19 protein-coding genes are annotated in these 21,684 nt (G+C 36.8%); 13 read left to right on the top strand and 6 right to left on the bottom strand.

Annotated features, from left to right (window positions below; all coding sequences use genetic code 11):
* The first annotated feature begins 46 nt into the window (after positions 1–46).
* Both ACVWYG_RS17310 and ACVWYG_RS17305 read left to right on the top strand, forming a co-directional pair.
* Entirely contained in the window at positions 47–835 is a 789-nt protein-coding gene (locus ACVWYG_RS17310; protein ID WP_457271986.1) for a (Fe-S)-binding protein, read from the top strand.
* A gap of 402 nt (positions 836–1,237) precedes the next feature.
* The gene (locus ACVWYG_RS17305; protein WP_457271984.1) at positions 1,238–3,109 is read left to right on the top strand and encodes an Nramp family divalent metal transporter; all 1,872 of its coding nucleotides are present in this window, start codon (positions 1,238–1,240) and stop codon (positions 3,107–3,109) included.
* Positions 3,110–3,274: 165 nt separating this feature from the next.
* Here the strand turns inward: ACVWYG_RS17305 and ACVWYG_RS17300 are convergent, their stop codons facing one another.
* Positions 3,275–3,559 carry a hypothetical protein gene (locus ACVWYG_RS17300; protein ID WP_457271982.1) on the bottom strand — a complete coding sequence of 95 codons (285 nt, stop codon included), beginning with the start codon at positions 3,557–3,559 and terminating at the stop codon, positions 3,275–3,277.
* 454 nt (positions 3,560–4,013) lie between these two features.
* Positions 4,014–4,484: a hypothetical protein gene (locus ACVWYG_RS17295; RefSeq protein ID WP_457271980.1), complete on the bottom strand. Its 471-nt coding sequence runs from the start codon at positions 4,482–4,484 to the stop codon at positions 4,014–4,016.
* A gap of 49 nt (positions 4,485–4,533) precedes the next feature.
* Between ACVWYG_RS17295 and ACVWYG_RS17290 the strand changes: the two genes are divergently transcribed.
* Together ACVWYG_RS17290 and ACVWYG_RS17285 are read left to right on the top strand one after the other, a co-directional pair.
* Positions 4,534–5,022 carry an ABC transporter ATPase gene (locus ACVWYG_RS17290; protein WP_457271978.1) on the top strand — a complete coding sequence of 163 codons (489 nt, stop codon included), beginning with the start codon at positions 4,534–4,536 and terminating at the stop codon, positions 5,020–5,022.
* Between the two features lie 83 nt (positions 5,023–5,105).
* On the top strand, positions 5,106–7,517 hold the full coding sequence (locus ACVWYG_RS17285) for an AsmA family protein (RefSeq protein WP_457271976.1): 2,412 nt from the start codon (positions 5,106–5,108) through the stop codon (positions 7,515–7,517).
* A 107-nt stretch (positions 7,518–7,624) separates the two neighbouring features.
* On the opposite strand, the gene mtgA is transcribed toward ACVWYG_RS17285, so the two are convergent.
* The gene (mtgA, locus tag ACVWYG_RS17280) at positions 7,625–8,344 is read right to left on the bottom strand and encodes a monofunctional biosynthetic peptidoglycan transglycosylase (protein ID WP_457271974.1); all 720 of its coding nucleotides are present in this window, start codon (positions 8,342–8,344) and stop codon (positions 7,625–7,627) included.
* Positions 8,345–8,507: 163 nt separating this feature from the next.
* On the opposite strand from mtgA, the gene ACVWYG_RS17275 reads away from it, so the two are divergent.
* The 4 genes from ACVWYG_RS17275 to ACVWYG_RS17260 all read left to right on the top strand — a co-directional run bounded on the left by ACVWYG_RS17275 (position 8,508) and on the right by ACVWYG_RS17260 (position 12,776).
* Positions 8,508–9,209, top strand: coding sequence for an SDR family oxidoreductase (locus ACVWYG_RS17275; protein WP_457271972.1), 702 nt, complete (start codon positions 8,508–8,510; stop codon positions 9,207–9,209).
* A 399-nt stretch (positions 9,210–9,608) separates the two neighbouring features.
* Positions 9,609–11,645, top strand: coding sequence for a M13 family metallopeptidase (locus ACVWYG_RS17270; RefSeq protein WP_457271970.1), 2,037 nt, complete (start codon positions 9,609–9,611; stop codon positions 11,643–11,645).
* Between the two features lie 167 nt (positions 11,646–11,812).
* On the top strand, positions 11,813–12,538 hold the full coding sequence (locus ACVWYG_RS17265; RefSeq protein WP_457271968.1) for a DUF2625 family protein: 726 nt from the start codon (positions 11,813–11,815) through the stop codon (positions 12,536–12,538).
* Positions 12,528–12,776 carry a redox-active disulfide protein 2 gene (locus tag ACVWYG_RS17260; RefSeq protein WP_457271966.1) on the top strand — a complete coding sequence of 83 codons (249 nt, stop codon included), beginning with the start codon at positions 12,528–12,530 and terminating at the stop codon, positions 12,774–12,776. Before ACVWYG_RS17265 ends, ACVWYG_RS17260 begins: the two co-directional genes overlap by 11 nt.
* Before the next feature lie 96 nt (positions 12,777–12,872).
* On the opposite strand, the gene ACVWYG_RS17255 is transcribed toward ACVWYG_RS17260, so the two are convergent.
* Entirely contained in the window at positions 12,873–13,217 is a 345-nt protein-coding gene (locus ACVWYG_RS17255) for an MmcQ/YjbR family DNA-binding protein (RefSeq protein WP_457271964.1), read from the bottom strand.
* 90 nt (positions 13,218–13,307) lie between these two features.
* Between ACVWYG_RS17255 and mnmD the strand changes: the two genes are divergently transcribed.
* The 4 genes from mnmD (at position 13,308) to ACVWYG_RS17235 (ending at position 17,275) form a co-directional block, all read left to right on the top strand.
* Entirely contained in the window at positions 13,308–13,970 is a 663-nt protein-coding gene (gene mnmD, locus ACVWYG_RS17250; RefSeq protein ID WP_457271962.1) for a tRNA (5-methylaminomethyl-2-thiouridine)(34)-methyltransferase MnmD, read from the top strand.
* A 51-nt stretch (positions 13,971–14,021) separates the two neighbouring features.
* Positions 14,022–14,918: an ABC transporter ATP-binding protein gene (locus tag ACVWYG_RS17245; RefSeq protein ID WP_457271960.1), complete on the top strand. Its 897-nt coding sequence runs from the start codon at positions 14,022–14,024 to the stop codon at positions 14,916–14,918.
* 2 nt (positions 14,919–14,920) lie between these two features.
* The gene (locus ACVWYG_RS17240) at positions 14,921–16,249 is read left to right on the top strand and encodes an ABC transporter permease (protein ID WP_457271958.1); all 1,329 of its coding nucleotides are present in this window, start codon (positions 14,921–14,923) and stop codon (positions 16,247–16,249) included.
* 108 nt (positions 16,250–16,357) lie between these two features.
* Positions 16,358–17,275, top strand: coding sequence for a Ppx/GppA phosphatase family protein (locus ACVWYG_RS17235; RefSeq protein ID WP_457271956.1), 918 nt, complete (start codon positions 16,358–16,360; stop codon positions 17,273–17,275).
* A gap of 3 nt (positions 17,276–17,278) precedes the next feature.
* Here ACVWYG_RS17235 and ACVWYG_RS17230 read toward each other — a convergent pair whose 3' ends face one another.
* Positions 17,279–18,001 carry a LytR/AlgR family response regulator transcription factor gene (locus tag ACVWYG_RS17230; protein WP_457271954.1) on the bottom strand — a complete coding sequence of 241 codons (723 nt, stop codon included), beginning with the start codon at positions 17,999–18,001 and terminating at the stop codon, positions 17,279–17,281.
* Between the two features lie 33 nt (positions 18,002–18,034).
* Positions 18,035–19,045 carry a sensor histidine kinase gene (locus tag ACVWYG_RS17225; RefSeq protein ID WP_457271952.1) on the bottom strand — a complete coding sequence of 337 codons (1,011 nt, stop codon included), beginning with the start codon at positions 19,043–19,045 and terminating at the stop codon, positions 18,035–18,037.
* 212 nt (positions 19,046–19,257) lie between these two features.
* Between ACVWYG_RS17225 and ACVWYG_RS17220 the strand changes: the two genes are divergently transcribed.
* Entirely contained in the window at positions 19,258–21,663 is a 2,406-nt protein-coding gene (locus ACVWYG_RS17220) for an outer membrane beta-barrel family protein (protein WP_457271950.1), read from the top strand.
* Positions 21,664–21,684 lie beyond the last annotated feature (21 nt).

Below are 21,684 nucleotides of genomic sequence, written 5' to 3'. Positions count from 1 at the left end.
ACTACAGTCTAAAACGACTCCACAACAATTATTAAACGAGAAAAATATGCAATTTACAGTACCTACCATGGCAGAGTTAGTGGCAAAAGGAGAAGCGCCAGAAATCTTATTTTGGGTAGGCTGTGCCGGAAGTTATGATGAACGCGCCCAAAAAATTACCCGCGACATTTGTAAAATCCTCCACCACGTTGGTATAAAATATGCGGTTTTAGGCACAGAAGAAAGCTGCACCGGCGATCCGGCAAAGCGTGCGGGAAATGAATTTTTATTTCAAATGCAGGCCATGACCAATATCGGAGTCTTAAATGCCTACAACATAAAAAAAATAGTGACTGGTTGTCCGCATTGTTTCAACACCATCAAAAACGAATATCCAGGTTTAGGTGGCAATTATGAGGTTATTCACCATACGCAGCTTATTCAAGATTTAATTGAAGCAGGAAAACTTAAAGCAGAAAACGGAGAAAGCTTTAAGGGCAAAAAAATAACGTATCACGATCCCTGTTATTTAGGTCGTGGAAATGGGGTGTATGAAGCCCCTCGAAAAGCATTGGAAGCCTTAGACGCCGATTTGGTGGAGATGAAACGTTGCAAAAGCAACGGTTTATGCTGCGGCGCGGGCGGCGCACAAATGTTTAAAGAGCCAGAAAAAGGAAAAAAAGACATCAACATAGAACGCATCGAAGAAGCATTAGAAACACAGCCTGTAATTATTGCTGCCGGTTGCCCTTTTTGCATGACAATGCTAAGCGATGGCATAAAAATGAAAGACAAAGAACAGGAAGTTAGCGTGCTAGACATTGCAGAAATTACTGCTAGAGCAAATGGGCTGTAGCCTTTATGCTGAAAGTTGATAGGTTACCTTGAATATTACGATATATTGGTTAGAGGGTTAACTTCTAACTCCAAAATAAAAATGTAACATTTAATGCGGTAACTGCGTCGAAACCCGATTTACCCTCTCAGCGCTCTAGCTAATTTCTTCGCAATTCGGTTCAATGCGCTGCACATTGAAAGAATAATTACTTCTGCTAAAAATGATATTCTACGCAAAATCAATCCTGAAAAAAGTCGATCCTCTCGGATTAAGCAACTTGAGTAATCCCTAACCTATTCGAACATTTTCATTTACAAGAACACAAAATATTCACAAATAATAAAATATATTTCTTAGCCTAGTCTAACTTTGTATATTTGCAGGAAATTAACTACCTGATTCTATTTTGTACTGCATCACATGAAAAATTTTTCGGCTCCTTCATTAAGCGAAGTCCATTCCTCAGTTAATACGAAAAAACGAGGATGGCGTGGCTTATTGGCTTTTTTAGGACCTGCTTATTTGGTAAGTGTTGGCTACATGGATCCGGGCAATTGGGCTACAGACATTGCAGGCGGTTCTCAGTTTGGGTATAAGCTCATTTGGATATTGCTAATGAGCAACCTAATTGCAGTACTGCTACAAACGTTGAGTGCACGTTTAGGTATTGTTCGCGGATTAGATTTAGCACAGGCTTCTAAAAATGCCTATCCCAAGTGGGCAAATATCCCACTGTATATTTTGGCCGAAATTGCCATCGCTGCGTGCGATTTAGCCGAAATTGTAGGTATGGCAATTGGTTTAAATCTCTTGTTTGGCCTACCGCTTATTTGGGGAATATCTGTAACCGCCCTAGATACTTTACTTCTACTATTTTTATTAAAAAAAGGAATGCGCCGAATGGAGGCTTTCATTATAGGTTTAGTTGCCATAATCGGAATTTCATTTGTAATAGAAATGTTTATTGTAGAACCTGTTTATGCTGATGTTTTGAAAGGATTTATTCCAAGTAAACTTAGCGGTGATGCCCTTTACATCTCAATTGGCATTATTGGCGCGACGGTTATGCCCCATAATTTATATCTCCACTCCTCTTTAGTGCAAACTAGGCAGTTTGAGAAAACATTTTCAGGTATGAAGAGGGCGATAAAGTTTAACTTCTTCGATACCGTTATTGCGCTAAACCTGGCGTTTTTTGTGAATGCAGCAATTCTTATTTTAGCTGCCGCCGCTTTTTACGTAAACGGACATTACAATATCGCTGAAATTCAGGATGCATCTGTGATGCTAAACAAAATGTTTGGCAAATCCGCACCTACTTTTTTCGCCATCGCATTAATTGCAGCGGGACAAAGCTCTACCATTACCGGTACACTTGCAGGACAGATTGTAATGGAAGGGCATTTAAACTTACGTATTCAACCATGGTTAAGACGTTTAATTACCAGACTATTGGCTATTATTCCTGCATTGTTCACCATTTTATACTTTGGCCCAGATGCACTAGGGAAGTTGCTTGTTTTGAGCCAGGTGGTATTAAGTTTACAACTTGGTTTTGCTGTTATTCCACTAATCCATTTTACATCAGATAAGGTAAAAATGAAAGCGTTTGCAATAAAAACCTGGGTAAAAGTATTGGCTTGGTTAAGTGCAGCAATAATTGTGTATCTAAACATTCAATTGGTTATCCAACAAATACAGGAGTGGGCCGCCGAAGCAGGAGACGCAAAAATTTGGGTTTATGCAATAGTCATTCCTGTGGCGCTTACTTGTTTACTTTTGCTTGCTTATGTTTTTTTTCATCCATTCTTTACTAAGGCAGAGGCCTTTAGAAAGCAGGTGCCTCATGGAGCTGCTACCACATTGGCGTTAGACGTAGAAGTAAACTATCATCATATAGGTATCGCTATAGATTTCTCTGGAAATGAACAAAAAATCATTCAAAATGCGCTAAAACAAGGCGGAAAAAATGCAAGTTATACTTTCATACATGTGGTTGAAAGTGCTGCAGCACGATACTTAAAAACCAACACACGAGATCATGAAACGCAACTTGATCAAGAGAACCTGACAAAATATGCTAAAATGCTTATAAATTTGGGCTATCAAGCTACTACGGAAATTGGTTTTGGAAATCCCGCCTCTGAGATTGCCAAAATTATCAATGAAAATAGCATCGATTTTTTGGTATTAGGGGCCCACGGACACAAAGGATTAAAAGACATTGCGCTAGGGACCACAGTTGATGCCGTACGGCACAAAGTAACCGTTCCAATTTTGGTTATTAGCTAAGCATAGTTTAACTTCCGTCTTTTTTGAAACAAAATCTTCTCAAAAAAATTAATGAAAAAAGCTCAACAATTTGTCGAGCTTTTTCGAACTAGAAGAAAACGAATCAAGTAATCTACCATATCTTGAAGCAACGCAAAATTTGCAAGCGGCACTTATTAAATATTTCTAAATTCTGTCTGTGACGTTTTTGATGTTTTGCCATTCGTTAAGCTTTGCTGTATTAAAACCCAATAAGTTGCATAAAGCTACAATTCCTGCAGAGGTTTCATCATTCAAGAAATCTATCTCTAAAGCCCAACCATTTTTTTGATAAAACTCAGTCAATAGGGGCACGACATTTCCCAAATGCTCTATTTTTTTTAAATATCTAGAGTTGTAGAAAACATACCTTATTAACTGACCTATTTTATTAGTTCCAAAAGTTATTTGAAAAATTAAGACGAGATACAAAAAGCGATATTATGGTTAAACACATACACCTATCTTGCAATCCAGACCGTTAACTTACAATAATATAACACTTTGCGATACTTATGGAGTTGTTAAGCAATCTCTCTTATTTGAATTAACTGATTGCCTTAAAAACGGCCTGCTCCAATAATTCTTAGCTATTCTTTCTAACTTAACCATGACTTAAATTTAATAATACTTTATAAATCTAATTTAAATATTAGTTAAATCTAACATTTATATAATTAACAACAAAACTTAATTAAACCCTTGTTAAAAATAATCTCTAAGAAATGTGTTTAATTAACTCTTTTAACCCATCAATAAATAAACATTTGTTAAGAAGAATTTTCCATCTTGATGACATAGGCGTTATTGCCGTATTACTAATTATGAGGACATACCATTTTTAAATCCTCTTATTGAAAAGCAGACTGGCGTAAATAATATAAACTTACTTCAGCTCACCGCTTATTTTGACAGCTGTAACCTTAATTTTATTTAAATCATCTACCTCTATATTTTTTAGTGGGATACTAACAGAGTTGGTCATGCTATCAACATCTCCCGCTCTATCGTTGTAAGTTTGTACAATCACATCATCGCCAGTGGTGCGCAAAATCAGTTTACCTCCCTGTGTCGTTCCGAAGAAATCTAAATCTTTAAATTTCGATAATTTAAAAGAAAAATATTCAGTTTTGCCCGAGCTATAGAAACGTCGATATCTGCAAAAACCTGTGTTGGTAACATTTAGTTCGTAGCGCTTTACGGTGTTTTGATCCTGACCAGTATCGTAATGATCAATTAATGTTTTCTGAAGATAGATTAAGTGATCGTTTAAAGGATTTGGGTTTGAAAAAGCGCAAAAAATCAAACCCACCACTGCAACAGCAGCAATTATTAAGGCTTTTGTAATCTTTTCCATGTAGACAACTTTCGACAACACTAAAATAAATAAATTACTAAATTTGTAGATGAGTTTTTCTCCACAATCTCGCGTATGGATCTACCAAAGCGACCGAAAATTTACAGCATTAGAAGAAGATATTGTTTTAACTAAACTTTCAGTATTTACTAAACAGTGGAAGGCACATGGCAATGAACTTTCTGCCGCCGCCGAAGTACGAGACGGTTTTTTTATCGTATTGATTGTTGATGAGACGCAAGCAAATGTAACAGGATGTTCTATAGACAGTTCTGTTAGATTGATTAAAGAGATTGAACGCGAACTACATGTAGATCTTTTTAATAGACTTAACATTGCCTATTTAAATGGCAATGAAGTAGCGTTAGTTACTAAGACGAACTTTGAAAATCTGATCAATCAAGGAAAAATAACTGGAGAAACGATTGTTTTTAACAACCTAGTGCAAACATTAAAAGAGATGGATAGCAATTGGAAAGTTCCATTTAAAGCGAGCTGGCATTCGAAAGTATTTAATCTGGCATCTAACTCCATTTAAATAGCGCTCAAATATTTTTTATTTAGCAAAACAATCCGGCGAAAAAAGCATTATATTACGTTATACAATGTTTTTTTTTATAAATGACTCGCTGGCTCAAAATCCCACTCCTCATCATTTCGGTTTTAATTGGCTTAATTATTTTAATTTGGCTTGCGGGCGCATTCTACATCAGCAGAAATAAGGACGCTGTGCTCGAGTCTGTTACAAGCCAACTGAACAAAAATCTCAACGGTAAAATTTCTGTCGTAAGCATGGAACCTACGCTGCTTAAAGAATTTCCGGGTGTATCACTTTCACTTAAAAAAGTGGTTTTGAACGACAGTTTAATTAACCAACATCATCATAGTTTAATTAATGCGGGTGACATTGGCGTTTCATTAAATTTTCTGTCGTTGATTGTTGGCAAAGTTAAGGTTAACAAAATAACCATAAACAACGCAACCGTTTATTTATATACTGACAGTAGCGGCTACAGCAATACAAGCATTTTTAAGAAAAAAGCTGCGACTCCGACTGGTTCCAAATCAACATCGACTGAAATAAACCGAATAGATTTTAATAAAGTAAACTTAATTATTGACAATCAGCAGCGACATAAGCTGTTTAATTTTGCTGTTGATAAGCTGGAGGGTAAAGTGAATTACCCAGATTCCGGCATGACCGGAGTGTTAGAAATCACTACAAAAATTAATCAGTTTGCGTTCAACACTGGCAAGGGTAGCTTTTTAAAAGACAAAAATTTAAGTGGCAACATTGTTTTCCATTATAGCAAAGCAAAAAATATGTTGGTTGTAGATCCAAATGTGCTTACCATCGGAAATGATCCATTTAAAATTGGTGCACAGATAAGTTTTGCAAACAAGGCGACTTCCTTTGCAATAAATATAGTAGCAGAACGAGTGCTTTTTAAAAACGTAGCCATGCTGCTTTCTCCAAACATTACCAAAAAACTGCTAAAGTTTGATCTTAAAAAACCTATAACAGTAAAGGGCGATATTATTGACGATGGAACTGGAAAATACAACGATCCACTTATAAAAGTTGGGATCATCGTAAAAGACAATATTCTTACCTTCCCGGCTGGAGAGGTGACAGAATGTAATTTTAATGGTTATTTTACCAATAAGGATACCGCAGGAGGGATTATCGGGGATGAAAATTCCGTGATCAAGTTATTGGCTTTCAATGCAAAATACTTTAATGCACCTTTAAAAATAGATACGTTTTTGGTCACTAATTTATCAAATCCTATTGCGACAGGTCTTGTAACTTCCAAATTTCCATTAAGCAACTTGAACAACTCTTTAGGTACAGACGATTTTTTATTTAAGAGTGGCTCGGCAGATTTGAGACTTTTTTGCAGGGCAGATATAGATAATTTTAAGTTTACCAAACCCTTAGTTTCCGGCAAAATTAACATCACCAATGCCGACATTACCTATACTCCCCGTAAGTTGCATTTAACAAACAGTGCGTTAAATTTGAGCTTCACTCAAAATAATCTTAGTATAACAAATGGTAGGCTTCAATTAGGCAAAAGCATTCTAAACTTAAATTGTTCCATAGATAATTTTTTGAAACTCTATTATAACGATCCAGATAAAATATTAGTTAAGTTAAATATAAATAGTCCTCAGTTATACCTTAACGAATTTTTACCTCTTTTGGGTCCAAGAAGCGCTCGCTCTAGCATCAAGGGGAAATCTAAAAACCCTGTTTCGAAGCAGCTTAGCAATGTGTTAGAGGTTTCGCAAATGGATGTAAACCTAAGGGTTGATAAGGCAATTTACCAGCATTTTGCAGCAACAAATTTAGAAGCTGATATTGCTTTGCGAGGTTTGGGAATCTATTTTAATCACATTAGCGTAAACCACGCTGGCGGTAAGCTATCGGTAAAAGGGAATTTAATTCAGAATAACGCATATAATGATTTTAAATTGAACACAACAATTAGCCATGTGAACGTTAAAGATTTCTTTTATGCTTTCGATAATTTTGGTCAAAACACCATTACAACAAAAAATCTTAAAGGTAAGCTTTCTGCTCGATCCAGTATTTCTGGGAAGATCTCTCAAAGTGGAAAAATATTTCCAAAATCAATTTATGGAAATGTCATTTTTAATTTAAAAGACGCCGCTTTAGTAGACTTTGCTCCCATAGCAGATGTTGCCCAGTTTGCCTTTCCCGGCAGAAATCTATCTAACATTGAATTGAAAAACTTGGATGGCACCTTTCTCTTAAAAGGGAGTACGGTAGAAATCAAACCGATGCAAATAAACTCTAGCGTCATAAATATTAATTTAAAAGGTGTTTATGGATACACTTCGGGCACTAATATTCAGATGGACGTTCCGCTCAGAAATCCAAAAAAAGACAAAGGTTTATCTAAGGGAGAAAAAAAAGACAATAGGATGCGAGGAATTGTACTTCATCTAAAGGCAGTTGATGAAGATGGAAAAGTAAAAGTAAAGTGGAACAAGGATCATGATTAGATGGATGGGTTGCATGTTGCGCGCAAACTGCGGCTATTGCAAGATTCATCGAAAATAGAGCATCAAAAAGCTGTCGCCCTCAACGGTTAACTAACTACATTTTCTTCTCAAAAATCTAATGGCCCTAATCTTTTCATATTTCTTAAGATCAAATATTGCCTGTGCAAAATATAAGGTGTTGCGTTTTTTGGTGTCCACCTAATCGGATTTGGAAAGCATGCGGCAATTAAAGCTGCCTGATTTTTTGTCAGGTCGCCGGCACTCCTATTAAAATACGTTTGTGACGCGGCTTCTGCACCATAAATGCCATCGCCCATCTCTATGACATTTAAATATACTTCCAAAATGCGCTCTTTACTCCAAAAAAGCTCCATCAACACAGTAAAATAGGCCTCAAAACCTTTTCGAATGTAAGAACGGCCAGGCCATAAAAATACGTTTTTGGCAGTCTGTTGTGAAATTGTGCTGCCGCCTTTAATCTTTTTTCCTTTTTCGTTACTCTTGTAAGCTTTTTCTAATGCTTTTACATCGAAACCCATATGTTTTAAAAAAAGTTGGTCTTCTGCAGATACCGCAGCACGCTTCATGTTGTCGGAAATATCGTCAAATTTTACCCAATGTTTTTCCAGTTTGAAAGGCTTTCCAGCTGATTTGCGTTCTACATTTCGCAGAACCATTAACAAGGTTATTGGTGGGTTGATAAACTTCAATGCGAAAACCCAAATAACGGAAACTAGCAAAAAATAGATAAAAATTTTGGTTACAGCACTGATGATCTTCTGAACAAAAGGATTTCTTTTTTTTTGATTTTTAGCAACTTTAGCCATTCAGCGAAGGTACGAAAAACGTAGGCTCAAATTAAAAGCAACTCGTACATTACATTAATTAAATGTATCATGTGGATTTGAATGCTTATAATTCGTGCTGCCCGACTATGGAGTTATTAGACAACACAAAAGTCCAAATTAATTGTTTAACCAAAAAAAGATTATGAACAACAAAGTTGCCCTCATTACCGGAGGAAGTAAAGGAATTGGTTTCGGCATTGCCGAAGCTTTGTTAAAAGATGGTTTTAAAGTAGCCATTACTAGTCGCAGTAAAGAAAGTGCAGAAAGTGCTGCATCAGAATTAAATAATGATGAAAACCTACTTGCCTTAATGGCGGATGTAAAAGATTATCAATCGCAAAAAGACGCCGTAAAGAAGGTATTGGAAAAATGGGGACAGATAGACGTGCTTATTGCAAATGCGGGTGTAGGACACTTTTCTTCTATTTTAGACATGGATGTTGAAGCTTGGAAAGACACCATCGATACCAACTTGACAGGTGTTTTTTATAGCGTTAAATCTGCAGTGGAAGAAATTAAAAAATCTAAGGGTTACATCATCACTATTTCTAGTTTAGCAGGCACCAATTTCTTCGAAAAAGGCTCTGCATACAATGCGAGTAAGTTTGGTTTAACAGGATTTTCACAATCTATTATGTTAGATCTACGAAAATACGGTGTAAAAGTGACTACGATTATGCCGGGAAGTGTTGCAACGTATTTTGCCGATCACGAACCAAATGCAGATACCGATGCTTGGAAAATTCAACCTGAAGACATAGGCCAAATGGTTTCTGATCTGTTAAAAATGAATGCCAGAACGTTACCTAGCAAAATAGAGGTTAGACCTACCACACCTCAATGATAGGTTTATAAAACTTTAATGGCGATCAGAGGTGTTAAAACACCTTGATCGCTTTTTATTATCTAAGTACTTTAACTGCCGCTGTAAATTGAGGTCATGGCTTGAAATTTATTGACAAACAAAATAAAGTTTTCCATTTACTACTGTATTCTGACCATATAAAATAACTAAAAAGAGTACGCCGACACAATAAAAAGTGTTAAAAAATGTTAATAGTACTAAATGGCTTAAAAAAGATATGAAAACTATCAGATCAATATTTTCACCAGCAGAATTGTTAAGGCGTCTTGGCCTTTCAAAATTATACTACTGGTTTAATAAGTAACATTAAGATTGCATTGACTCACTAATTGCATAAAATTGTTAAATTTCGCTAATACAACTAACTTAAAAGCGAACATGAAATTTAACAAATTAAAAGGCTTCCTCTCGGTTGCTGTAGTTTCGTTTGTCTGTACGGTGGCAAACGCCCAAACCGCTAGAAAATTTATAGATCAGAACAACATGGACCTAAGCGTAAAGCCTGGTGATGATTTCTATGAATATGCAAGTGGAACTTGGATAAAAAACAATCCCGTACCAGCAAAAGAAACCAGATGGGGAAGCTTTAATGAGCTTAGAGATTTTAACATTAACGCGGTAAAAACGCTGTTGATGGATGCTGCAGCCGATAAGGCCGCTCCCTCAGGATCTTTAAAACGTAGAGTTGGCGATTTTTACGCTGCGGGTATGGACAGTGCAGCCATCGAGAAACTAGGTTATACACCAATTAAGGCAGATTTAGAAAAGATTGATCAAATAAAAACATTGCAGGGTGTTTTAAATCAATTTGCCTATATGCGTACCAACGGAATTGGAAACGGTATTTTCAGCTTAACTGTAGGTCAAGATAGAAAAAATGTCAACAAGAACATGGTGAATCTTGGCCAAGGAGGTACCACTTTGCCGGATAGAGATTACTATCTAAAAGATGATTCAAGAAGTAAAAAAATTAGAATAGCTTACAATACGTACATGGTTACGCTGTTTAAACTGACCGGCGATAACCAGAAAATTGCGGAGGAAAAAGCGGCAACTGTGCTTAAAATCGAGACTAATTTTGCGGCCGCCCAAATGAGTAGGCTAGAAATGCGCGACCCCTACAAAACTTATAACAAATACACAGTTATTGATTTTGATAAAAGAACTCCTAATATTAAATGGGAAAGTTACCTCAATCAGTTTAACATAAATGGTCAAGATACCGTATTGGTTTCTTCGCCTAGGTTTTTCTCTAGTATGGACAGTCTGTTAACCGCATTTCCCGTTAAAGATTGGAAAACATACTTGAGCTGGAATGTACTTAAAAATGCTTCGTCACTTTTAAGCGCCTCTTTTGTAAACGCGAATTTTATTTTTACGCAAGCCCAAACTGGGCAAAAAATACAAACTCCACGTTGGCAGCGCATGTCATCGCAAACTGATGGTACTATTGGCGAATTTCTAGGACAACTCTATGTAGCCAAATATTTTAAACCTGAGGCCAAAGCCAGGATGAATGAAATGATCGTAAATCTTCGAAAAGCATTTGCCATTCGGATTAAAGGTTTAGATTGGATGAGTGGGGAAACGAAGCAGAAAGCACTTGCCAAGCTCGATGCTTTTACCCCGAAAGTTGGCTACCCAAACAATTGGAAAGATTATAAAGGATTAACGATTAACAAAAATACCTATTTTCAAAACATTCGAAATGCAAGTGTTTGGCAATACAACGACATGGTAAGCAAACTCGGCAAACCAGTTGATCGCACCCTTTTTGGAATGACGCCGCCTACCGTTAATGCCTATTATAGTCCAACATTGAATGAAATTGTTTTTCCGGCAGGCATTTTACAATTTCCATTCTTCGATCCAACTGCCGATGATGCGGTAAATTATGGTGGAATCGGTGCTGTAATCGGCCATGAAATGAGCCATGGTTTTGATGACAGCGGTAGCCAGTACGATGCGAAAGGCAACTTAAAAAACTGGTGGACTCCTGAAGACCGCAAGAAATTTGAAGAAAAAACAAAAGCACTTGGTGAGCAATTTGATACGTATACTGTCTTAGATACCATTCATGTTCAAGGTAAACTGACTATGGGAGAAAACATTGGCGATTTGGGGGGGCTTAATGCTGCTTACACAGCATTCAAGCTTACCAAAGAAGGCCAAAGCAACACTAAAATAGATGGCTTTACACCGGATCAGCGTTTCTTTTTAGCTTGGGCACAGGTTTGGCGTGGTAACATTCTTTCAGAAAGCGCCGCACAATTAATCAAAACTGATACCCATTCACCTGGCCCTTACCGTACCATCGGCGCTCCTGTAAACATGGATGCTTGGTATAAAGCATTTGAAGTAAAGCCTGGAGATAAACTCTATAAAAAACCTGAAGACCGCATAAGAATGTGGTAAAATTCCCTATCTTTTTTTGAAAGCGGGTTTTTAGTTTTTATTTGTAAATTGTGATATTAAATTTTTGATTTCAGATGTTCGTGCAAACACTAAAAACCCGCTTTCTATTATGCTCATTTTTCAAACCTCAATGCTTGACACCGAAATTTCTATTGACATTTTTCATCATGTCCATTTCTACAGCTGGTTTTAGCCAACATAAAATGCTTGGCCTCGATAGCTTGATAGATTTAAAAGATCCGGCTTGGCCCATTGTAAAAGGCTGGATTGCTACTGCAATGAACAAAGCGCAAGTTTTACCTGTGGATTCTTTAGAAGCAAAAGCGGCACTTTACCAATTACAAATAAGCACTTATTCTACTTTAGGAGGCGTTGTATTTAACACCGGCGGAATTTTAATAGACAGTGGATGGGTGCGCATTTTAGGATCCGGCAACCAAAAGCTGGAAAGAACGGTTCCTGGCTGGAATAAAGGCAAGACCATGAAAAATTTTGGAGATGAGCCAGGATTTCTACTTGTTGCAGACGATGCTGTCGGCGGCTTTTTTGCTATAAATTATGGTGCACTTGGCAAAGACCTTAAAAACCTCTACTATCTTGCCCCAAACAGTTTAAACTGGGAACCTTTAGGAGCGGGATATGGAGAATTCCTATTATTCTGTTTTAATTCAGATTTGTCAAAATTTTACAAAGACCTTCGCTGGAGTACGTGGAGCAGTTATATTTCTAAATTAGACGGAAATAAAGTGTACAGCTTTCGCCCCTATCTTTGGGCAAAAGATAGAAAACCAATTGATGAATCTGCTAAAAAACTGGTAGACGTAGAAGCAATGTATAAGTTTAATATTGCAAAACACGAGGAGCTTATGAAAAACAAAGAAAATGCCAACTGATAAGCTTAGCCAAATGAGCAACGAAGAGTTGTTGAAATATCAACAATCTATAAAATCTGTTACTTACATTTTTGCCGTTGTGTTATTCTTTTTATTCTGCTTAAATACCTACAATACATTTCACAAAGGCTTTAATGCGTTAAGCGTGCTGCCAATTGCGCTGCTGCCCATTTTAATTATAAATTTTAGCACTTTGCGGAAGATTAAGGAAGAGATTTTAAACAGAAATGCAAAATAAATGTGCGCAAATTCAATATGGTCAATCACTGTAAGCACAATGAAAAGCTAAAAAAGATCGCATAATGCTATTTGTAAAAAGGCATGTAAGTGAAATCTATAGACCAGCATAATGTTGCTGCACTTTTTTAGACAGCTTTGCTAGAACCAATTTTCTAGAGTGCAAAATCAACTGCTCTGTCCTTTTATCATCGAATTCTTCAAAATGCTGTACTTGTATCCAGTGCCGTTTAGCCAGATGGTAAGCCTGGCTAATTCCGGGATGTTCCGTTAAGCTTTCAAAATTTTCTACTTCACATTTTACCGAGAAACTACTTCCTCCCTCTAAATTTATGATGATAAAGATTTTATCTTCTACCATAAAACACAGCGTCCCCCATTTCATACCTTCGGTAGTACCTGGAATCCTCAAACAAAATTCCCGCAATGTTTCAATGTTCATTATTAATTTATTTTTAGCTAAAATATAAAAAATTTGGTTGATTTGCTTCAGCGGTAATCGAGCAACGCGTACCTTTAAAAAAATAGAAAAATGAATACCATTATCCCAACGGCAGATGGCTCTAATACCATCTTTAACGACTTTATTGGCGAAAATTACCATAGCAAACATGGTGCATTGCAAGAAAGTAAGCATGTTTTTATAGAAGCAGGATTAAAGTATGCGACGAAAGACTTAAATCAAATTTCTGTTTTTGAAGTAGGATTTGGAACCGGCCTAAACTTTTTGTTAAGCATGGATTACGCAGAAACCGCGAAAAAAAAAATAGATTTCACTAGTTTGGAAGCCTATCCACTTTCTACGGAAATAATCGGAAAGACTGCTTATCATCAATATTTTTCAAATGAAATCTGGAGCACATTCCTTGGCGCATATCCGATGGCATTTATGGGCAAACAGCAGCTTAGTCAAAATTGCAGTTTAGCTATTGTTGCCGAGAAATTACAAGAATTTATTACGGGCCAACAGTTTGATCTGATTTATTACGATGCCTTTTCGGTACAACACCAACCCGAAATGTGGACAGACGACCTGATAGACAAGGTGTGCGGATTTTTAAAAGTAGGTGGTATTTTTGTAACTTATGCCGTGACTGGCAATCTAAAAAGAGCATTGAAACGCAATGGACTTACCATAGAAAAACTGCCAGGAGCACCAGGTAAAAGAGAAATGTTAAGGGGGATAAAAGTTTAAACAATTTGAAGTCTTGCCAATCAATAATACAGCATTTGCTAGATAAAATTTATGTTAGAAGTAAATAATATAGTAAAAAAATACGCCAATCATACCGCTTTAGATGATGTGAGTTTACAGGTAGAAACGGGTAAAATATTCGGGTTGCTTGGACCGAATGGGGCAGGTAAAACCTCTTTAATTAGAATAATTACTCAAATTACCGCACCAGATAGTGGATCGGTTTTTTTTAATGGAAAACTCTTAACCTCTGCAGACATTAATAGAATCGGTTATTTGCCAGAGGAACGAGGATTGTATAAAAAAATGGAGATTGGAGAACAAGCCTTATATCTAGCGAAATTAAAAGGTCTTCCATCCGCGGAAGCGACGAAAAGAATAAAATACTGGTTTGGAAAACTTGATATGGGCGATTGGTGGCACAAAAAAGTGGAGGATCTGAGTAAAGGCATGCAACAAAAGGTTCAGTTTGTGGCAACGGTAGTTCACAATCCAGAACTGATCATTTTAGATGAGCCTTTTTCTGGTTTTGATCCCATAAACGCAGAGTTGATTAAGAACGAGATTGTAGAACTGAACAAGCAAGGCACTACCTTTATTTTTTCTACACACAGAATGGAAAGTGTTGAAGAACTTTGCGACAACATTGCATTGATACATAAGGCCAAAAAGATTTTGGATGGTAACGTACAGGAGATCAAAGCAACCTATCGCAACAATACCTATTTTGTAGAATATGCCGGAAATCTTCACTTCGAAAACAACGCTATTTTCGACGTATTGGAAGAAATGCCGTTGGCTGAGGGCAAAAAGGTTAAACTTCAACTACACGAAAATTACACTGTAAATAATTTATTAACCTTTATGATAGAAAAAGTGAGTGTTACTAGGTTGCAAGAAATAGTGCCCAGCATGAATGATATTTTTATAGAACGTGTAAAAAACTAAACATGAGTAAGATTTCCCTCATTATACAACGAGAATACCTTTCTAGGGTTAAGAAAAGGTCATTCATCATTATGACCTTTTTAACCCCTTTAATTTTTGCGTCCTTTTATGGGATGATTATCTATTTCTCCTACACTGGCATCAAAGATAAGTCAGACAGAATTGCGGTAATAAACCACAATAAAACGCTAACAGCACACCTAACATCAAATAAAAATCTACAATTTATTTATGTGAACGAGCCCTTTGAAACATTAAAGAAAAACCTGCAGAAGAGTGGTTTCGACTATATTTTGTACTTGCCAAATTTTGATGTGAATAAACCTGCCGGCATACAGCTCATTGGAATAAAGCAAGGAGGCCTTTCTTTAAATGGCCATATTGAAGATGCAATTTCAGACTTAGTTAGAAATTACAAATTAAAGCAATCTGGAATTTCACAATCAGCGTTGGATGGCCTAAAAACCGATGTCAGCATAGAAACTAAAAAAATTGGTGAGGGCGGTAAAGAAAAAAGTAGCAGTGCCGGCGCAAGTACAATTATCGCTTTTGTGGCAGGCGTATTGATGTTTATGTTCATTACCCTTTATGGCATTCAGGTAATGCGCGGTATTATCGAAGAAAAAACCAGCAGAATTGTTGAGGTGATCATTTCTTCTGTAAAGCCGTTTCAATTAATGATGGGGAAAATTATAGGCATTGCTTTGGTAGGCTTAACCCAATTTTTGCTCTGGATTGTACTAACAATTTCTATTTCTGGGTTTGCTGTAAGTGTTTTTGTGGATAAAAATGATGTACAAAAAATTGCCGCGTCTACGCAGGTGAATAATGTAAATCCGGCAGCTAAAAATTTAAAGGTGGCCGCGGGTCCAATGGCCGATCTCACGTCGGGACTCGCTGGTTTGGAAGTTGGCAAAATAACCGTTGTGTTTATTTTCTATTTCCTTGGCGGATATTTGTTTTACAGCGCTTTATATGCTGCGATCGGATCAGCAGTGGATAGCGAAACCGAAACCCAGCAATTTATGTTGCCAGTAATGATGCCGCTGTTATTGGGGTACGCACTTTCCTTAAGCGTGGTAAACAATGATCCATATGGAACAATTGCTTTTTGGCTCTCGATGATACCTTTCACTTCGCCAATCGCGATGGTAGTTCGCATGCCATACGGCGTTCCAGGTTGGCAATTGGCCACGTCTATGGCAATTTTAGTGCTTGGTTTTATCTTTACCGTTTGGCTTGCCGCAAGGATCTATCGCGTTGGCATATTGATGTACGGCAAAAAGGCAAGCTTTAAAGAGATGGCCAAATGGTTTTGGTTTAAAGGCTAAATATATTGAAAAACCCCTACGAAATTTTATAGAGTAGCCTATGCCTAGAATCTCATGTTGGTATCTAAACAATTTGCTTCAAATGGCGTTTATAAAAGAAAAAAATAAATGCGTACAGCCATTATAGATTTAGGTACGAATACTTTTCATCTCATTATAGTAGAAAAACTCGACAAAAAATTTGAAATACTTTACAAGCATACCGAGGCCGTAAAATTGGGCGAAGGCAGGATAAATCATAATCAAATTATTCCGGAAGCATTTAGAAGAGGCATAAACGCATTGATTCATTTTAGAAATGTCATAGACGATTTTGATGTGCGCGATGTTAAAGCAGTAGCCACATCGGCATTGCGCGGTGCAGAAAACAGGCAGGAATTTATTAACCTCGTTAAAGCCCAGACTTCCATAGACATCACACTTATTGCCGGCGAAATTGAGGCAAACCTTATTTATAAAGGTGTAAAACTTGCTGGAGCAATTACCGATTTATCGCTCATTATGGATATTGGTGGCGGAAGCGTTGAATTCATTCTTTGCGACGCCAACGAACTTTACTGGAAAAAAAGTTATGATTTAGGCGCAGCAAGGTTGATGCAGGAATTTCTAAATTCTGACCCCATTAATGAGCAGGATAAAAAAGGGATTCTTGGGCGAATTGAAGAACTTCTTCCCGAATTATTTGAAATATGTGGGAAACTAAAACCCAGAACTTTAATAGGTTCCGCTGGAGCTTTTGAAACATTCGCCGCCCTCATTAAAGAAAAGTACAGTTCCGTTTTGGATATTGATGATTCGAAAAGCTATACGTTTAACTTTCATCAATATATGGACATCTCCGCACAACTGATCGAAAGTACACATAATGAGCGCGCCAATATGCCCGGTATGATTCCGCTGCGTATAGATATGAGTATGATCGCCGCCCTAATTTGTAATTATGTTATTGGCAGGCTACAGATTGAGACGGTTAAGCTTTCTACCTACGATTTGAAAATGGGTCTGGTTGCCGAATTACTTGACTAATATTTAATCTTTCAATACTTTAAAGAAATCTTCTCGATAAGTGTCGCTAATCGGAATAAATTGTTCACCAATTTGAACCGAATTACCCTCAACTATTTTAATGTGTTTTAAAGACACGATGTATGATTTATGAATGCGATAGAAGGGAGGATGCGGCAATTGGCCTTCTAATTCTCTCAATGTTTGGTAAACGATAATTCTTTCCTGCTGTTTGGTAAAAATAGACAAGTAATTTCTCATTCCTTCCACATATAAAACATCGTTGTAATTTACCTTAACAAAACGGTTTTTTGCATCACCCTTAATAAACATAAAATCGTTAGGCAACTGTTGGTTCGCTAAAGTAACTGGCTGCTCTTGTGGCTTACTTCCATCGAGCAACAATTGAGCTTTGGTTACCGCCTTATAAAAACGCTCGTAAGAAATCGGTTTTAATAAATAATCAACTGCATCTAAATCGAAACCTGCCAATGCATACTCAGTATATGCGGTGGTCAATATAACCTTACATTTATCTCCACAAATTTTTAGAAATTGTATACCACTTAACTCGGGCATTTGGATGTCTAAAAAAACTAAATCTACTTCGCCGTCTTCAACCATTTTAAGTCCGACAAATGGATCTTGCGTGGTTCCGACGAGCGTTAAATTAGGCGTTTTCTTTATAAAGTTGGCGATAATTTCAGAAGCATAAGCTTCATCGTCAATGGCAATGCAACGAATCATTCTAAATTTCGATTTAGTTAAAGATAGTTATTTTTACCAGTTGATGGTAAGTGTGGTTTTGTAGGTATTTCCATTATTTGAAACCATCAATTCGTGCCTATCGGGATAAATAAGATTTAATCGTTTCTGAATATTCAATAACCCTACGCCACTTGAGGTATCTTTTTGATTCCGATTGATCTTATTGCTTACTTCAAACGACAGCGTTTTCAGATTTGCTTTTAACTTGATTTTTACTGGGCTACTCGGGTCGCTTACAACCCCGTGTTTAAAAGCATTTTCTACAAAAGGAATCAACAACAACGAGGCAATTTCCTGTTTCTCTGTTAAGCCATCTGTACCAAATTGAACGTAGAAATTAGGTTCAAACCTCATTTCAAATAACGCAATATAATTGTTTACATACTCCACTTCCTTAACTAAGGGAACAAAACCTGTAGCGCTTTCACTCAAGGTATACCGCATTAAATCAGACAATTTCAAAACTGCATCAGCCAACTTGTCAGAAACCGGAATGGCCAGCGCATACACGTAGTTTAAGGTATTGTACAAAAAATGCGGATTAATTTGAGATTTCAGAAAAGCCAACTCCGCTTTTATCACATCGTTTTTGAGATTTTTATTTGCAATTTCCGATCTAAAACTCTGTTGAACCGAAAACACAGCCATCGCAACCACGATGTACGACGTTCCCCAGTAAACATTGTCCCAAAAATAATAGGAGAACGTGGTACCTACGTTATAGTTCCGAATTGCAAAAAATTTTGGATAAACGATTTCCTCAATGCCATAACGTAAAAATATAAAAGCCAACAATGCCACGAACATCCCACCAATGAGCTTAACTATTTTATCTTGTTTTAGATAATTGGGATAAACCCACAAAAAACAGATGTAGAATTGAATAATCTGAACTGTAGTCATCGAGATACCGAAGGCAATACTTCGAAAGCCTTTAAAATCTGCAAAATAGGAACCATATGAATAAGCTAAAAAAGCAGTCCAACAAATAATGTGGATTAAGTATGCTGGAATTCGTTTCATATAATAAAAGTAGTAGCTTTTATTCAAACTAACTATTTTGTTATGCCAGCAACAAAGAATATTATCCCAAATGCGGTTATAACCGGACGAACACTAATTCCTGTCAAGTTGCAACTTCGCATAAATTTCGGCGTCTTTGGGATAATAATTTATAGAGACTTTCTATTTCTTTTCATCTTTGAAAAAAGAAATGAAACCTTAAATTCCAACTCATGAAAACCTTTTTATCTATTGCTTTCTCAATATTTACAATCCTTTTAACCAATTATGCACACGCGCAGACATTTGCCGTTACTGGAACCGTGCAAGACGAAAAACAAAAACCACTTCAATATGCATCTGTTTCTTTATTGCGCTTGGCAGACAGCAGCAATGTTGTGCAAATAACCAATAACGAAGGCAATTTTATGTTTAAAATAGTAAAGCCAGGAACCTATGTGGTGAAAGCTTTAATGGTTGGATTTGAAAAAAGAACCTCAGCGATTTTCAGTGTAACGCAAAGCAATTTTAAGGTTCCTATTATGACGCTATTAAACAGGACTCAGACACTGAGCGACGTGACCATAAAATCTAAAATGCCAGTAGTAGATTACAAAGCTGATCGGGTAATTATCAATGTAGAAAAAATGAATACTGCAGGAGATAATGCGCTAGAGGTGATTAGTAAAGCTCCAGGAATTCGGTTAGATAAAGATGAAAACATCCTTTTAAAAGGAAAAAAAAGCGTGGCCATTATGATTGATGGAAAACTAAGCTACATGAGTGGCCTAGAACTTACCACCTATTTAAAATCCCTACCTGCAGATGCGGTAAGCAAATTAGAACTTATATCTAATCCATCTGCCTCTTTCGATGCTGCAAGTTCGGGTGGGTACATCAATATAAAATTAAAGAGAAATCGCATACAAGGATTTAACGGAAACGCAAACATTGGTGGCGGCTATGGCAAATATGAAAAAGCTTATGGTGGCACAAATTTAAATTATAACATTGGTAAACTGAGCACTTTCGCACGTATTAGTACTGGGCACTACAACTCTTACAATCGCTTAAGTTTAGACAGAACTATCGGCACCGACCAATTTAATCAAATAAACTTTTGGCATCCAATTACACAAAGCACAAGCTATTCTACAGGTTTCGATTACTCTCTCAATGATAAACAGACCATTGGAGTCATGTATAAAGGCGCTACATCGCCTGATGAAACCAACGTAACTAGCAATTCCCCAAGTTTTAACTCACAGGGCGCAAAATTAGGGTCTGTTGCGATGGTAAATCCACAAAACAATACAGCGGCTAACAATGCCTTTAATTTTAACTATCGTTTTAACGTAGACACAAACGGCAGGGAATTAAATTTCGATGCCGATTACGTAAACTACGGAAGTTCGAAAAATGAAAATTTTACAAATTTTTATTACAACCAAAATGATCAATTGATAAATAATCCAATATATTTAAGAAATAACGGCCTTGGTCAAACTGATATTTTTGCGTTTAAATTAGACTACATCCATCCATTTAACAAAAATCTTAAACTAGAGACAGGGCTTAAAACGAGTTGGGTAAATACCAAAAGCAACCTTGCATTCGACTCTTTAAAAACTGCGGGTTGGATTAACGATCCGCGCAGAACAAATTTATTTTTGTACAATGAACACATAAATGCAGGTTATGCTTCCTTATCACAGACATTTAAAAAATTTGACGTGAAAATTGGTTTAAGACTGGAACAAACTATTGGCGATGGAAATTCTTCAGGTTCAGACGAGAAAATAAACTGCAACTATTGGCAACTGTTTCCAAATGCTGCTATTTCTTACAAAGCAGATGAACAAAATCAATTCACGGCCTCCTACCGAAAGAGTATTAATCGTCCATCGTATGGAAGTTTAAATCCATTTGCTTTTTACACCGATCCTTATACCGCAATCCAAGGCAATCAGTTTCTGCAGGCCACTTATTCAAATAACCTAGAATTTAACTATACCTACAGCTCTTTTAGATTGTTAACAGTAAGCTACGCCAATACAAAAGGCGGTATATCTCAGGTCATCTATCAAAATAACGATTCAAAGGAAAGTATAAGCAGGCCAGAAAATTTAAGCAATGAGAAAAATTTATACCTTGCCACCGGTTCTCCGATTGATTTTTTTAAATGGTGGAACAACAGCACAGAGCTTGCTGTTTCTTATGACCAGATTAATACGCCTGTTCAGGGCGCCGAATACAGCGCGGCGAAGTGGAACTGGGGAATTAGTACAGACAATACTTTCTCCCTGCCAAAAAAATATTCTTTAAGCTTGTATGCTTACTATCAGTCGCCATCTGTTTCGGGATTATTTAAAAATTTGGCCAGTTATGCCGTAAACGTCGGAGCAAAAAAAACCTTTTGGAAAGATAATGCAACTTTGTCCTTAAAGTTTAACGATATTTTTGCAACAGGAAAGTTTCGCTCGGTATTGCAATATGGCAACGTAAATACCTATTGGCAAAATGAATGGGAAAACAGAAAAGTGTCCTTAAGCTTCAGCTATAAATTTGGAAACATGAAAATGAAAACTGTTAAAAGCCGAAAAACAAGTACTTCAGAGGAAGAAGGCCGAGTAAATTAAGGTTTGAATTTTGAGATTAAG

The organism is Pedobacter sp. UYEF25, assembly GCF_054061655.1.
The sequence above is the reverse complement of the archived record's forward strand: the minus strand, read 5'-3'. Positions and strand labels throughout refer to the sequence as shown.

Coding starts and splice junctions, on each gene's coding strand:
- ACVWYG_RS17295 (WP_457271980.1), bottom strand. CDS start 4,484: ATGGAAAAGATTACAAAAGCCTTAATAATTGCTGCTGTTGCAGTGGTG.
- ACVWYG_RS17225 (WP_457271952.1), bottom strand. CDS start 19,045: ATGAAACGAATTCCAGCATACTTAATCCACATTATTTGTTGGACTGCT.
- ACVWYG_RS17255 (WP_457271964.1), bottom strand. CDS start 13,217: ATGAACATTGAAACATTGCGGGAATTTTGTTTGAGGATTCCAGGTACT.
- ACVWYG_RS17265 (WP_457271968.1), top strand. CDS start 11,813: ATGTCCATTTCTACAGCTGGTTTTAGCCAACATAAAATGCTTGGCCTC.
- mtgA (WP_457271974.1), bottom strand. CDS start 8,344: ATGGCTAAAGTTGCTAAAAATCAAAAAAAAAGAAATCCTTTTGTTCAG.
- mnmD (WP_457271962.1), top strand. CDS start 13,308: ATGAATACCATTATCCCAACGGCAGATGGCTCTAATACCATCTTTAAC.
- ACVWYG_RS17230 (WP_457271954.1), bottom strand. CDS start 18,001: ATGATTCGTTGCATTGCCATTGACGATGAAGCTTATGCTTCTGAAATT.
- ACVWYG_RS17270 (WP_457271970.1), top strand. CDS start 9,609: ATGAAATTTAACAAATTAAAAGGCTTCCTCTCGGTTGCTGTAGTTTCG.
- ACVWYG_RS17275 (WP_457271972.1), top strand. CDS start 8,508: ATGAACAACAAAGTTGCCCTCATTACCGGAGGAAGTAAAGGAATTGGT.
- ACVWYG_RS17290 (WP_457271978.1), top strand. CDS start 4,534: ATGAGTTTTTCTCCACAATCTCGCGTATGGATCTACCAAAGCGACCGA.
- ACVWYG_RS17310 (WP_457271986.1), top strand. CDS start 47: ATGCAATTTACAGTACCTACCATGGCAGAGTTAGTGGCAAAAGGAGAA.
- ACVWYG_RS17220 (WP_457271950.1), top strand. CDS start 19,258: ATGAAAACCTTTTTATCTATTGCTTTCTCAATATTTACAATCCTTTTA.
- ACVWYG_RS17240 (WP_457271958.1), top strand. CDS start 14,921: ATGAGTAAGATTTCCCTCATTATACAACGAGAATACCTTTCTAGGGTT.
- ACVWYG_RS17285 (WP_457271976.1), top strand. CDS start 5,106: ATGACTCGCTGGCTCAAAATCCCACTCCTCATCATTTCGGTTTTAATT.
- ACVWYG_RS17305 (WP_457271984.1), top strand. CDS start 1,238: ATGAAAAATTTTTCGGCTCCTTCATTAAGCGAAGTCCATTCCTCAGTT.
- ACVWYG_RS17235 (WP_457271956.1), top strand. CDS start 16,358: ATGCGTACAGCCATTATAGATTTAGGTACGAATACTTTTCATCTCATT.
- ACVWYG_RS17260 (WP_457271966.1), top strand. CDS start 12,528: ATGCCAACTGATAAGCTTAGCCAAATGAGCAACGAAGAGTTGTTGAAA.
- ACVWYG_RS17245 (WP_457271960.1), top strand. CDS start 14,022: ATGTTAGAAGTAAATAATATAGTAAAAAAATACGCCAATCATACCGCT.